This window comes from Methylotuvimicrobium buryatense (genome assembly GCF_005931095.1).
Lineage (GTDB): Bacteria > Pseudomonadota > Gammaproteobacteria > Methylococcales > Methylomonadaceae > Methylotuvimicrobium > Methylotuvimicrobium buryatense.
Genome location: NZ_CP035467.1, coordinates 3097670 through 3110147, shown reverse-complemented (window position 1 = coordinate 3110147; position 12478 = coordinate 3097670). Strand labels below are relative to the sequence as shown.

The window sequence follows — 12478 nt, the reverse complement described above, 5'->3', positions numbered from 1 at the left end:
ACACCCAGGCTCCTCCTCAGGCACTGCCGAAATTTGAAGTGCGAAAGGTATAAACCATTAAATTCTTCTTATTCTTCATGATGAAATGTATTTTCGAGGATGGTTGATAGCTAGCTAATCCAAACCACTTTTTTGTGGTCATGCCTTTTCGTTAATCAAGCCCATCTCGATCGTTGGGGCTGTTTCCTTTCTGGGCGGCGTGCCGTCCAAAGCATCGATAAAGCCGGGATTGAGTCCTTCGGCTTCGAATTGTTTTTTTAAATGTTCGATATTTTGTTTGATAAGGCCGGTTATTGTCTCTTGTTCGCTCCAAAAATGCGCATTGATTTTGTCGTCCAAATAAGACAATTTGCAGTGCAGCGTTCCTAAATTTGGCGGCGTTATCGTAAGATATACCGACCATTTGGTTTGTTCGTCCTGTTCGGAACCGTTACGTTTATCGCGCTCGATTTCTATTTTGACCGATTGCGCCTTGCTTTCGCCGAGAAACGGTATTTCCAGAAGCCAGACTTGTTTCGGCGAGTCGTCCTTGGGTAATGATGCGAGTTGATCCAGAGTCAACTTGGCGACACTGTTTTCGGTTTTTTGCAGCAAATATTTGAGTTGTTCCAGTTCCGACACGCTAAGCGGTTTTTCCGGCAGGGGTGTCGTTTCCGGTTTGAGAATCTGTATCAATTTGAGCAATAAGCCTTTGAAATCCGATTTGAGGAGTTCCGGTTGCTGCTTGGTCAATTCGAGCAATCGGGCTTCGAGGAACAAACCGGAACGTTCGACCGCCGTTTTGAGTTGTTTACCGTCGGTCAACTGTTCCGGCGTTCGGAGGTTTTGCAGGATTTCTTGAGCCAACTGTTTCAATGTTTCGGAAACGGTTTTATTGGCATGAAGAGACGGCAGGTCGGCAATGAGTTGATTGAGTAGTACGGTTGGCGTTTCGTGTCTCGGTAAAATGTCACGGACAATTGTCGGAATGTCACGGTGCACTATCGGTAAGGTTTCGATTTCGTGACCAAGGGTAGTCGGAATATTTCGGAGAGTTGCCGGTACGATTTTAATTTCCCGGGTTTGTCCGTGTCGGGCGATCTCCAAGATAACGTTTTGTCCAGGCTTCAGATTTTGAAAGGAATTTTTGTCGGCCGTTAACTCGAATGTTTGCCGAGACGTGCCCGCAGTTGATTTATCCGGCAAAATCGAGAATTGAATTTTATCCGGGCCTACCGATACGACTTTAGCCTGTATCGTTTCATTGGACGGTGGCGGTAAGCGGATAAACGAGGTCTTGTCGGGCGTGGCGGTATCGAACTTGTTTGCGGGAACCGTCGCTTGTTCCGTTAGGGTAACCGGAGCGTTTTTGGTCTGTGACGGATTGGAATCTATTTTAAATTCGAGCGTCGGTATCAGTCGGGTAACGATGAGTTTTAAGGGTTGGCCTTTTTCCAATGGTAAAGGCTGGTTGCTTTGAACCTCTACGATATGATCGTTTATTTTTAAAGTGATGCCGGTTTGTTTGTCGTCGATTCGAATCACTGCAGCATCGAGCGCTTGGCCGATTTTTGGTGTCAGCGGCTGATCTTTTACCTTGGCTAATCCGGTAAACGTTTGAGTATTGACCGGTAATTTGATGTCCACCGCGACGGCCTCAATTAGTATTCGTTCGGTTGTTTGTGTTCCGCAATCAGCGATTCGAGCCATCGATCAATTTTATCTAAGACTTCTCGGCGCAATCTCGGTTCGGAAAACAGTTGTTCATGATGGCTTTTTCCGATGAGCGGCATGACTTCATTTAGCGGATGTTTTTCGAGCGTCACGGCAGCGAAGTCGATGTTGCCCCACGCTGCGGTAATCGGGTCGTATTCGGAATAAATCAACAAATAGGGCGTGTCGAAATCGGCCATGTTTCGTCTGAATCGGATGATTTCTTTTTGCACGCCTTGCACATAACGCAGTATCGATCGATGCATGATGTAGCGATCGTGTTTATGGCGTAAACGTTCAACTTCCCAATCGCTGAGATAGGCAGCGACCCAGTCCGGGTTACTGGGTGAAAATATATTTCGCATGCCGGGCAATGATAAAAATTCAATGATACTGTTTTGCAACGGGACGGTCAGTAAAGCCGTGAATTGATTGAACAGCATCAGCGGGAACGCTTCGTCATGCGGATGAAGGAAATGCTCCTGGGTGTGGTAGGTAAAGCGGATCAAAGGATTCTGAAACCAACCGCGCCAGCCCGGTACTTCGGTCACCGCGAACGCGGGGCCTGTGAAAATGATGCCGTCGACCGTATCTTGCAGTTTGGCTTCGAGTAAGTAAGAAGCGCTGACCAATGATCCGAGGCTATGCGATAGAATGACCAGCGGCTTGTCGTCTCCCGCACTTTTGTCACAGCGTTGTCTCAGGTGCCGGATTGCCAAATGTAGATCCGCGCGCATCGCATCGAGGTTTCTAAGTTGGGCTTGCTCCAAAAACGCCGAGCCGACGTCGAACTCATCGGCACCGGCTTTGAGGCTTTCATGCGCGTCCAAATAGACCGGATTGCTCAAACCATGTGCGGTCATATCGATGCCGGCGACCAGGTGGCTTTGTGCGAAATGCCGGGCGATTTCAGCATAGCGGCCTGTATGTTCGTTCATGCCGTGTACGATCAAAATACAAGCTTGGATGTCGTCGGCCGATTGCGAGAGTTCCCGGATTTGCATATGACGCCGTGATTCGCCGTTTTCCACCGGCAAAAAAATCGACTCTCCCCAAATCGGGTAAGGTTCCGTTGCGACTTGCGAATGCGAGCAGCCGCTCCCGATAAGCGGCAGGGCTAAACAGCACGAAAAAGCGATCAGTTTGAATAAGTTTGTCATGAAGTAAACAGTGCTACTCAATTAAAATTTTAGCAATAATTTTTTAAACCTAGAAAAAGCAATTCACCATGAAGATCATGAAGAATAAGAAGTTAATTCAATTACTTATTATACGTTTGTATCGAACTTTCGCTCACCAAAAAGGTTAGCGAGAATGTTTAGGTAATTTCTTGAAATCCTTCATAAACTTCATGTGCTTCATGGTTAAACTGCCTAATCTAGATTAAAAGATTTATACAAATTACGATTAACGAAGGTTTCAATTCACAATAAACCGAACTTTTAACGCTGACAAGTTTCGTAAATGAATGAGTGCGGCATGACTTATGCCGCACTACGAGACTGTTCTACAATAACGTACATGAAGGCCTGGTCATCGCCCCGGCAAATGAAAGTTCTCTGGTGGGGAGGGTACGGTCACTCGCCCGACAGGACGCCGTGAATACGTCCCTGTAGGCTCGACGGCAGCTATCCCTGCCGCCGACGCCCGTCGGTCGAGCAACCGCACCCTCTCCGGAACCGGCATTTTTGTTGCTGAGCTTTTTCATATCGAAAAATTAGATAATGAATCCAAATTTACGATCTTTCACAGTAACTAAGCCTAGATCTTTTCGGCGAATACTGAAATGATGGGTGGGGAGGGGGTAAAACAATGAATAAACAATTCCGATTATTAATTTTCGCAATCATGTTGTTTGGTGTTGCCAATTATGCAATGGCCGGCGAGACGGCCTATGAACGGCAACGCAATAGATTGATCGATATGATTCAGGCGGATGTCAGGTCGACGAGCTATTTTCTCGGTAAAGACGCATTAGACGAGAAAGTTTTGCAGGCATTGCGTAAAGTGCCCCGTCATGAATTCGTGCCGGAGGCGCAGCGGCCCAATGCCTATTTAAACAGGCCCTTGCCGATCGGGCACGGGCAAACAATCTCTCAGCCTTATATCGTGGCGATCATGACCGATTTGCTGGAGCTTGATGAAAATAGCCGCGTATTGGAAATCGGTACCGGTTCGGCTTACCAGGCGGCTGTTTTGGCAGAAGTGGCCGGTAGCGTGTATACGATAGAAATTATCGAGGCTTTGGCGGATCAGGCCGCGCGCGATCTTAAACGTCTAGGCTACGATAAAGTGCAATCGCGCGCGGGCGACGGATATTACGGTTGGGAAGAGGCCGCGCCGTTCGATGCGATCATGGTGACCGCAGCCGCCAGTCATATTCCTCCGCCGCTGATCAAACAATTGAAACCGGGCGGGCGCATGATCATTCCGGTCGGCGGCCGTTTTACTGTACAGCATCTCGTGCTGGTGAACAAGGACCAAGAAAACCGCATTACGAGCCGCCAGTTATTGCCGGTTAGATTTGTGCCTTTAACGGGAGATCGTTAAGCCATGACAAGAAGACCGGCTTTTCCTTTGTTATTGGCGATAGCTGCCACTTCGTCCGGTTCGCTGGCCTATGAAGTGCTGTTGATGCGCTTGTTTTCGATCATACAATGGCATCATTTTGCCTATTTGATCATCAGTTTGGCCTTGCTCGGTTATGGCGTGAGTGGGGTATTTTTGGCATTCAATCGGGAGCGTTTGATCGGTGTCTACGGGCTGGCCGTCACGATCAATCTGCTGTTATTCGGTATTGCCGCGCCTGCTTGTTTTCTAATCGCGCAACAAATTCCGTTTAACCCGGCCGAACTGTTATGGGCGCCAGAACAGCTTGGCTATTTAAGCGGTCTGTATTTATTACTGGCATTGCCGTTTTTTTTCGCCGCGAATGTGATTGGCTTGTCTTTTTTCCGCTATCGCCGCGATGTTTCGTCGATTTATGCGGCCGATTTATGCGGAGCGGGCATCGGCAGCTTGAGCATCATTGTCTTGTTGTTCGTCTTATTCCCGGAAAAAATATTGCCGGCCATCGGCGGTTTGAGCATTGTCGCCAGCTTGCTAGTGCAGAGTTTGTTCTTCCGGCGCTGGCGGGCCGGGGTGAGGTTCACCGTCGGTGCGGCAACCGTGGCCGCGGTTTTCGTATTGACCCTGCAGGACTGGACTCTAAGCATCTCGCCTTATAAAGGCTTGAGCCAACAATTGAGAATTCCGGGAACTGAAGTCGTCGAAAATTATTCCAGCCCGCTGGGTCTCTTGAGCGTCATCGAAAGCACGCAAATGCCGCTACGCCATGCGCCCGGCTTGAGTCTGAATGCCGACGCCGAGCCGCCCGAGCAGTTGGGCGTTTTCACCGATGCCGACAATTTGTCGGCGATTTCGCGTTATGACGGTAATTCGAATAATCTGGCGTATTTGGATCAAAGCACATCGGCCTTGCCTTATCATTTGCAAGCCCAAGAAAAAGTGTTGATTTTGGGGGCGGGAACCGGCAGCGATGTGTTACAGGCACTTTATCACAAGATACCGGCTATCGATGCGGTCGAGCTGAATCCTCAAACGATCGCTTTAGTCAAGGATAAGCATGCCGATTTCGCCGGCCATATTTACAGCGATCCTCGGGTCCGGTTGCATACCGCCGAAGCGCGCGGTTTTGTCGCGACTTCGCGTGATCGCTATGACTTGATCAATCTTTCACTGCTCGACGCGTTTGGCGCTTCGTCTGCCGGACTTTACGCGTTGGCGGAAACCTATCTGTATACCGAGGAAGCGCTTAAGGCTTATTTGGAACATTTGACGCCGGGCGGTTATGTGAGCATGACGCGCTGGGTCAAGATGCCGCCGCGCGATACGCTTAAATTACTCGCGACCGCCAGTGCTGCCTTAAAAACGTTGGGCAGCGAGAACCCTGAACAAAACATCGTGTTGATTCGCAGTTGGCAAACCGCGACGATGCTGATCAAAAACGGGGCGTTTTCTGAAGCGGAGCTCGCCGCTTTACGGCGATTTTGCGATGAACGAGGCTTCGATACCGATTATTATCCGGGCGTTGCACAGTCTGAAGTCAATCGCTTCAATATTTTACAGGAGCCGTATTATTATCAAGCGGCAACGGCATTGCTAGGCGAGGAGCGCGAAGCGTTTATCGCCGATTACAAATTCAATATCAAACCTGCCACCGACGATCGGCCGTATTTTTTCCATTTTTTCAAATGGCGAACCTTACCTGAAATCTGGTCGCTGCTGGGCCAAGGCGGCATGTCCCTATTGGAAAGCGGCTATTTATTGTTGATTGCCGGTTTGGTGCAGGCGGTCGGTGTCAGCTTTTTGTTGATCATCGTGCCGCTTTGGTTTTGGAAACGAAAACTGGGTATCGAAGCCGGCTCGGCGTTGCATTGGCGTATCTTCTTTTATTTTTCATGTCTCGGCTTGGCTTTTTTGTTCGTGGAAATTGCGTTCATCCAAAAATTTATCCTAATTCTGCACCATCCGCTGTATGCCATTACCGTCGTGGTCAGTACTTTTCTGTTGAGTGCGGGTATTGGTAGCCGTTTTTCCAAAAAACTGTCCGACAAGAACAACCGGTTATGGATTACCATGCCGATTGCCGCGATAGTTCTGTTGAGCGCAGTATATATCTTGGAATTTCAATATATTACCGGCTTTTTATTGCAACGTAGCGAATTCAGTAAGGTACTCGGTTCGATAGCCTTGATCGCACCGCTAGGATTTTTCATGGGCATGCCGTTTCCGATGGGCATGGCTAGCCTTGGGCGTAGCGTTCCGGCATTGATTCCTTGGGCTTGGGGCGTAAACGGCTGTGCTTCGGTTATAAGTGCGATATTGGCGGCGCTGATAGCGACCGAATTCGGCTTTACCGTCTTGGTGTTTTCGGCATTGTGGCTCTATGCCTTGGCAGCCTTCAGTTTTCCTGCCGCTGAGAACAGAGTTCGTTGATTCAGAATAAATCCATTTGAATCGGGCCGGATTTAAAACGGGAACAATCGAGTGCCGGCATGCCGGTATCGAGTCCGAGCCGGCGCGTAGCAATACGAAAGCGTTGCGCTATCAGATCGGCATAGACGCCCTCTCCGCGTAGCCGGGTACCGAAACGCGGATCATTAGCGCGCCCGCTTCGGCAGTCTCGAATACGATTGAGTACATGCTTGGCTTGATTTGGAACGTGCGTATTCAGCCATTCTTCGAATAATTCCGATACTTCAAGCGGTAGCCGGATCAGGATATATTCGGCGGATTGCGCACCGGTTTCGGATGCTGCTTTGAGAATGCTTTCCAGTTCCGAATCGGTGAGTACCGGAATCACCGGGGCGACCATGACATTGACCGGTATTTTATTCTCATGCAGTCGTGCAATGGTTTGCAGTCGGCGCTGCGGCGAGCTTGCGCGAGGTTCCAGTGTTCGGGAAAGTTCGGGCTTTAATGTGGTGAGCGAAAGATTAACCTGAACTAAATTGCTTTCGGCCATCGGCGCCAATAAATCAATGTCGCGTTCAACCATGGCTGATTTGGTCGTAATCGTGCAGGGATGGCGAAATTCGCTCAGTACTTCGAGTATTTCCCGGGTGATACGGTATCGGCGTTCGATGGGTTGATAGGGGTCGGTGTTGGCGCCTAGTGCAATCGGCGTACAGCGGTATTTGCGGCTTTGAAGTGCTTTGCGCAGTAATTCTGCGGCTTCGGGTTTTGCCGTGAGTTTGGTTTCGAAATCCAGTCCAGGCGACAAGCCTAAATAAGCATGAGTCGGGTGTGCGAAACAGTAAATGCAGCCGTGTTCGCAGCCTCGATACGGGTTGAGCGATTGTTCGAAGGGGATGTCGGGCGACTGGTTCCGGCTGATGATCGTTCGTGCATTTTCCAGAGAAACTTCGGTGCGTAGCGGGGTTTCGTCGTCGAAATAATCCCAGCCGTCGTCAAACGCCTCACGGCTTTCTAGGTTATAACGGCCGTTAGGGTTACCGGTCGCGCCTCGGCCTTTATGCGGAGGGTTGGAAATCATTAATCGAGTTGGGCTTTAGTTTGAAATCGCGGCCATGCCGGCCGCGACTTGAAAACGATCTTGAGATCGGTTTTACATTTTATGGCCTTTCATCATTTTATGCATTTTCATCATTTGCATGTGATGTTGTTCCATTAGTTTTAATTGTTCGTCTTTGAGCGCTTGTTGTTTCGCAGGGTCTTTCTCGGCCAGAATTTTATTCGTTAGCGCATGCAGTTTCAGTTGGTATTCTTGTTTCATTTTTAAATGCTCTCGCATTTTTTCATGATCCATACCGCCCATGTCACCCATGCCGCCCATTCCTCCCATTTTTCCCTCACCCTTGCCTTGCATCTTTCCTTGGCCCATATCTCCCATTTTCCCTTTGCCGCCCATGTCATGATCCATTTTCATTTCATGTTTCGGTTTTGCAGGAGTGTCTTCCGCTGCAACGGATACTTGGGTTAATGCGGATAATGCAATGATTGAAGCTAAACTGATTATTTTTTTCATCGGGATTTTCCTCGGTTTTGTGATTATTTTTGGTGTTCACATTCAAAACTGGAAACATTCCTCGAACAAAGCATAGCCAATTCTAAAATGCGCCAAGTTTAAATGGAACGCTGATAAATCCTGACATAAAAGTCCGCGAATCGCTAGCGATAATAATGCCCGTGTTAAGAACTGTCCGGTTTAATCATTTACGCGCATCGTTAGTCGGGGGATTAAAAATGCTAAACTCGTAATCGAGAGAGTGATTCGATCGTTAATTTATACCTTTCGCACTTCAAATTTCGGCAGTGCTTGAGGAGGCACCGGGGTGGGCGACAAAGGCTTTGCCAGGATGGAGCTGGCATAGAGCCTACAGGAATGTATTCACGGCGTCCTTTGACGGACACCCCGGTGCCGAATTTTGATCTACGGGGTATAGGAGGCAATCATGGCGCGTGAAAGGTGGAACTCGCAGCTTGGTTTTTTGATGGCTGCGGTCGGCTCGGCGATCGGATTGGGTAATATCTGGCGGTTTAGTTATCTGGCTTACCAGCACGGTGGCGGGGCTTTCCTGATTCCTTATTTGACGGCGTTACTAACGGCCGGCATTCCGCTGTTGATACTGGAAAACGGCATCGGTCATGAACGCGTCGGTTCCGCGCCGCTGGCTTATCATAAAATAAGCCCACGCTGGGAATGGCTCGGTTGGTGGTCGGTGATTTTCGTCATGTTCGGCATCGAATTATACTATTCGGCGATTATCTCGTGGTGTTTGAATTACTTCGCACTGTCGTTTAATCTGGCTTGGGGAGACGATCCTAACGCCTATTTTTTCAAGCATTTTTTACGAGTAAGCGATAGTCCTTTTCGATTAGGCGAAATTCGAACGCCTATCTTATTCGGTCTTATCCTTACATGGCTCGCGATTTGGTTAGTGGTCTATCGCGGTATCCAAAAAGGCATCGAACTGGCCAATAAAATCATGATGCCTGTTTTGTTGTTACTGACCGTTGTCTTAGTGGCTTGGTCTCTTCAATTGGATGGGGCGTGGCACGGCATTCAAGTGTATATCACGCCGGATTTTGCCAAGCTCAACGATCCGCAAGTCTGGATCGATGCCTACAGCCAGATTTTTTTCACGCTGAGCCTCGGTTTCGGAATCATGATCGCTTATGCCAGTTATTTGCCGGACAAAACCGACATCACTCGAAATGCGGTTTTGATTGCATTGATCAATAGCGCGTATTCGTTGCTGACCGGTTTCGGCGTGTTCGCTGTGTTAGGCTTCATGGCGCAAAGTGAAGGCAAGGAAATTGCCGATGTTGTGACGCAAAGCATCGGTTTGGCGTTTGTCGCTTATCCGAAAGCCATCGGTCTAATGCCGGGCGGTAATCTGTTCGGTGCGTTATTTTTCTTGAGTTTGACAGTCGCCGGATTATCATCGGCGGTATCGATCGTCGAGGCTTTCGTTTCGGCGGTGATCGATAAATTCAACTTCGATCGTAAGTTGCTGGTGACCTTCGTTAGCGTATTCGGTTGTCTCGGCGGCATCGTCTTCACGACGCAAAGCGGTTTACTTTGGCTGGATATCGTCGACCGATTTATCACGCATTACGGATTGGTGACAGTAGGTATTTTGGAATGCATCGTGATCGGTTGGGCGTTCGATTTGTTCAAGCTGCGTCAGCATATCAACCGGATATCCAGTTTGAAATTAGGAATGGGCTGGATATTGTTAATCAAAGTATTCGTTCCGTTGATGCTCGGCATCATCTTTTTCGGCGACATTTACAACGAACTGCAAAGGCCCTACGGCGGTTACAGTTGGGCGGCCTTAATTCTGATCGGAAGGGATTGGTTGATTCTGACTTTGATTGCGGCCTTTATCGTTGCAGGCAGACCTTGGCGAAGCGATCGCCCAAGTAAACCGGGGCGATCGGTCAAGAGCAAAATAGATGTTTCATAGCCACGCCTTGGTCATCGAAGCTATTGCCGCTCAAATCGATGAAAAGTGAAATTTTTGGCTGGTACTTGTTTATGAGGCCGCCAGCAACGAGTCCAATCGGCTTTGTTGCTCCAGCGCATACAAATCGTCGAAACCGCCGACATGGAAATCGCCGATATAGATTTGCGGCACCGTTCTGCGCTTGGTTTTAAGCACCATTTCCTGTCGCAAGCCGGGTTCGGCATCGACATTGATTTCACTGTAAACAGCGCCCTTTTTATCGAGCAGGCGCTTGGCCATTGTGCAGTAAGGGCAGAAAGTAGAGGTATAAATAATGATATTCGACATAATATTAATAGTTTCTAATATAGCCTAGATATTCTACTGTTTATCGATCATGTCTTCAATGCGTAATGCATCGCCCAGCGCTTTTATCAACAGCCATGCCGCGTGTTCGATCGAATCGCCGAAGGCGACGATGCCGTCTTGGTGGCCGAGCATACTGAATACCGGCCTATCGTCGAGTCGTCCGGATTGAAAGAGCTCGGCAACGGCTCGAGCCATTTGCGGAGTTCCGTAAGCGGCATCGGCCGGCGTATGGGGGAGGGCGAGTTCGGCGGTTTTTTGCCAAATTTCGGGGCTATGAATATGAATGACCGAACGAATCGAGACGTCTTGACTATAAACGCAGGCATGAGTAATCGCTTCCGAAGACGGCTTGGTCAAACCTTTAGATTGTAGAAAATAGCGCTCGATATCGATATTCGACACTTCGCAGTAATGCTCGCGGCTCAATTCTTCGATGTGACCGGTTTGCGTTCCGCTGATAATAAACTTATTGCTATTGAGGTCAGGCTTCAAGCTGATGTTGCCGTATCCGAGCCCACCGTAACGTGCGGGATCTTTGCCAATCAAGCCAAGCTTGAATAAGATCGAACGCCATGCGTTGAGCGAGCTTAAGGAAATCGCTTGATCGATAGGCCGGTTTTGATGATCGAAGCGGAATTTAATGACGCCTTCTTGTTCTTGCATATAAATGAGGGCGGGCTTAACTAGGGAAGGCCTGGTGCAGAGTCGACTCAGTAGCCAATATAGAGTCCTGGACTGAAAAAACAGAAATCGTTTGAATGCAAAGGCGCTGCCGAAACAGCGCCGGTAGCGTTACATTTGAGATTGCAAATAATTTTGCAGGCCGATTTTTCCGATCAATTCCAATTGCGTTTCCAACCAATCGATATGATCTTCCTCGCTGTCGAGAATATGCTCAAAAATTTCTCTGGAGACAAAGTCTTGTACCGTTTCGCAATAAGCGATCGCTTCTCTGAGTACCGGAACCGCTTGTTGTTCGAGTTTTAAATCGCAAGCCAGCATTTCCTCCGGGTTTTCACCGACCAATAATTTACCGAGGTTTTGAAGATTCGGAAGGCCTTCGAGAAACAGTATTCTTTCGATCACTAGATCGGCGTGCTTCATTTCATCGATCGATTCGTGATATTCCTTCTCGTTGAGTTTGGCAAAACCCCAGTTTTTATACATCCTGGCATGCAAAAAATATTGATTGATTGCGGTTAGTTCGTTTTCCAAAACTTGGTTGAGGTATTCGATGACTTTTGTGTCTCCTTTCATGGCGGCTCCGATAATGATAATGAGATGGTTGATGTTCGGAAAAGAGTAGCGCGATTGGCTCAAGGCTTCAAGGAAATTAAGGGGCAAGCATAAAATGACTTCCCTGAATGGTTCCCTTACTCTGCATCACTGCCATTAAGTTAAGCTGTCATAAAAATAAGTAATTCTTGCATTTAGGCTCTAATGTACCTTAAAAGCTTGCCATCCATGGCACTGGATTCCGCCAGTCCATGGCGGAATGACGGTTACCCTTAACTTAATGGCACTGGCGCAGAGCCTGGGAACGATGAAAGCAAAAAACGGGCAAACCGATGGAGGTCAAGCATCGGTTTGCCCGGTAACAGCAAGTAATCGATCAGGCGAAAGCAGCTTGCGGCATCAACTGTTGTTCGGCATGGCTTTCGTCGAGAATTTGTTTGACGTGGCGGCTGCATTTGCCGCATACACTGCCGACGCCTAGACACTGATTCAGGTGTTTGCGTGAACAGTGGCCGTTTTCAATAGCGGATTTGATTTGCTTATCGGTAACCGCCTTACAGACACAAACATACATAAGTCATGCTCCAATAAATGTTGGTTATGTAAATAATAACAATTCTCATTAGAATGTAAAGCGGTTTTTTTGGATTTGAGTAATTGATCGCAAATCGAAGGTTAGGGGAAAGGTTAAAGGTTAAAGGTTAAAG

11 protein-coding genes are annotated in these 12478 nt (G+C 48.3%); 3 read left to right on the top strand and 8 right to left on the bottom strand.

The window, feature by feature from the left end; all coding sequences use genetic code 11:
• Positions 1-138: 138 nt before the first annotated feature.
• Complete coding sequence (gene fliK / locus EQU24_RS13935) at positions 139-1626, bottom strand: flagellar hook-length control protein FliK (RefSeq protein WP_175421688.1); 1488 nt, start codon at positions 1624-1626, stop codon at positions 139-141.
• A gap of 14 nt (positions 1627-1640) precedes the next feature.
• On the bottom strand, positions 1641-2852 hold the full coding sequence (locus EQU24_RS13930) for an alpha/beta fold hydrolase (protein WP_017838917.1): 1212 nt from the start codon (positions 2850-2852) through the stop codon (positions 1641-1643).
• 652 nt (positions 2853-3504) lie between these two features.
• Here EQU24_RS13930 and EQU24_RS13925 point away from each other — a divergent pair.
• Positions 3505-4242: a protein-L-isoaspartate(D-aspartate) O-methyltransferase gene (locus EQU24_RS13925; RefSeq protein ID WP_017838918.1), complete on the top strand. Its 738-nt coding sequence runs from the start codon at positions 3505-3507 to the stop codon at positions 4240-4242.
• Positions 4243-4245: 3 nt separating this feature from the next.
• The gene (locus EQU24_RS13920; RefSeq protein WP_017838919.1) at positions 4246-6690 is read left to right on the top strand and encodes a spermine/spermidine synthase domain-containing protein; all 2445 of its coding nucleotides are present in this window, start codon (positions 4246-4248) and stop codon (positions 6688-6690) included.
• A gap of 1 nt (position 6691) precedes the next feature.
• Here the strand turns inward: EQU24_RS13920 and EQU24_RS13915 are convergent, their stop codons facing one another.
• Positions 6692-7750: a PA0069 family radical SAM protein gene (locus EQU24_RS13915; RefSeq protein ID WP_017838920.1), complete on the bottom strand. Its 1059-nt coding sequence runs from the start codon at positions 7748-7750 to the stop codon at positions 6692-6694.
• 72 nt (positions 7751-7822) lie between these two features.
• Positions 7823-8242: a hypothetical protein gene (locus EQU24_RS13910; RefSeq protein ID WP_014148200.1), complete on the bottom strand. Its 420-nt coding sequence runs from the start codon at positions 8240-8242 to the stop codon at positions 7823-7825.
• Positions 8243-8669: 427 nt separating this feature from the next.
• Between EQU24_RS13910 and EQU24_RS13905 the strand changes: the two genes are divergently transcribed.
• Positions 8670-10187, top strand: coding sequence for a sodium-dependent transporter (locus EQU24_RS13905; RefSeq protein ID WP_014148201.1), 1518 nt, complete (start codon positions 8670-8672; stop codon positions 10185-10187).
• A gap of 69 nt (positions 10188-10256) precedes the next feature.
• Here EQU24_RS13905 and grxC read toward each other — a convergent pair whose 3' ends face one another.
• The 4 genes from grxC to EQU24_RS13885 form a co-directional block, all read right to left on the bottom strand.
• Complete coding sequence (gene grxC, locus EQU24_RS13900) at positions 10257-10514, bottom strand: glutaredoxin 3 (protein ID WP_017838921.1); 258 nt, start codon at positions 10512-10514, stop codon at positions 10257-10259.
• A 33-nt stretch (positions 10515-10547) separates the two neighbouring features.
• Positions 10548-11198, bottom strand: a complete 651-nt coding sequence (locus tag EQU24_RS13895; protein WP_017838922.1) for a class II aldolase/adducin family protein — start codon at positions 11196-11198, stop codon at positions 10548-10550.
• Between the two features lie 129 nt (positions 11199-11327).
• Positions 11328-11792, bottom strand: a complete 465-nt coding sequence (gene bfr, locus EQU24_RS13890) for a bacterioferritin (RefSeq protein WP_017838923.1) — start codon at positions 11790-11792, stop codon at positions 11328-11330.
• A gap of 355 nt (positions 11793-12147) precedes the next feature.
• Complete coding sequence (locus EQU24_RS13885) at positions 12148-12345, bottom strand: (2Fe-2S)-binding protein (RefSeq protein WP_014148205.1); 198 nt, start codon at positions 12343-12345, stop codon at positions 12148-12150.
• Between the last annotated feature and the right edge of the window lie 133 nt (positions 12346-12478).

Excerpts from the sequence above, each read along its gene's own strand:
- EQU24_RS13930 (WP_017838917.1), bottom strand. The coding sequence starts at position 2,852 with ATGACAAACTTATTCAAACTGATCGCTTTTTCGTGCTGTTTAGCCCTG.
- EQU24_RS13925 (WP_017838918.1), top strand. The coding sequence starts at position 3,505 with ATGAATAAACAATTCCGATTATTAATTTTCGCAATCATGTTGTTTGGT.
- EQU24_RS13920 (WP_017838919.1), top strand. The coding sequence starts at position 4,246 with ATGACAAGAAGACCGGCTTTTCCTTTGTTATTGGCGATAGCTGCCACT.
- EQU24_RS13915 (WP_017838920.1), bottom strand. The coding sequence starts at position 7,750 with ATGATTTCCAACCCTCCGCATAAAGGCCGAGGCGCGACCGGTAACCCT.
- EQU24_RS13910 (WP_014148200.1), bottom strand. The coding sequence starts at position 8,242 with ATGAAAAAAATAATCAGTTTAGCTTCAATCATTGCATTATCCGCATTA.
- EQU24_RS13905 (WP_014148201.1), top strand. The coding sequence starts at position 8,670 with ATGGCGCGTGAAAGGTGGAACTCGCAGCTTGGTTTTTTGATGGCTGCG.
- grxC (WP_017838921.1), bottom strand. The coding sequence starts at position 10,514 with ATGTCGAATATCATTATTTATACCTCTACTTTCTGCCCTTACTGCACA.
- EQU24_RS13895 (WP_017838922.1), bottom strand. The coding sequence starts at position 11,198 with ATGCAAGAACAAGAAGGCGTCATTAAATTCCGCTTCGATCATCAAAAC.
- bfr (WP_017838923.1), bottom strand. The coding sequence starts at position 11,792 with ATGAAAGGAGACACAAAAGTCATCGAATACCTCAACCAAGTTTTGGAA.
- EQU24_RS13885 (WP_014148205.1), bottom strand. The coding sequence starts at position 12,345 with ATGTATGTTTGTGTCTGTAAGGCGGTTACCGATAAGCAAATCAAATCC.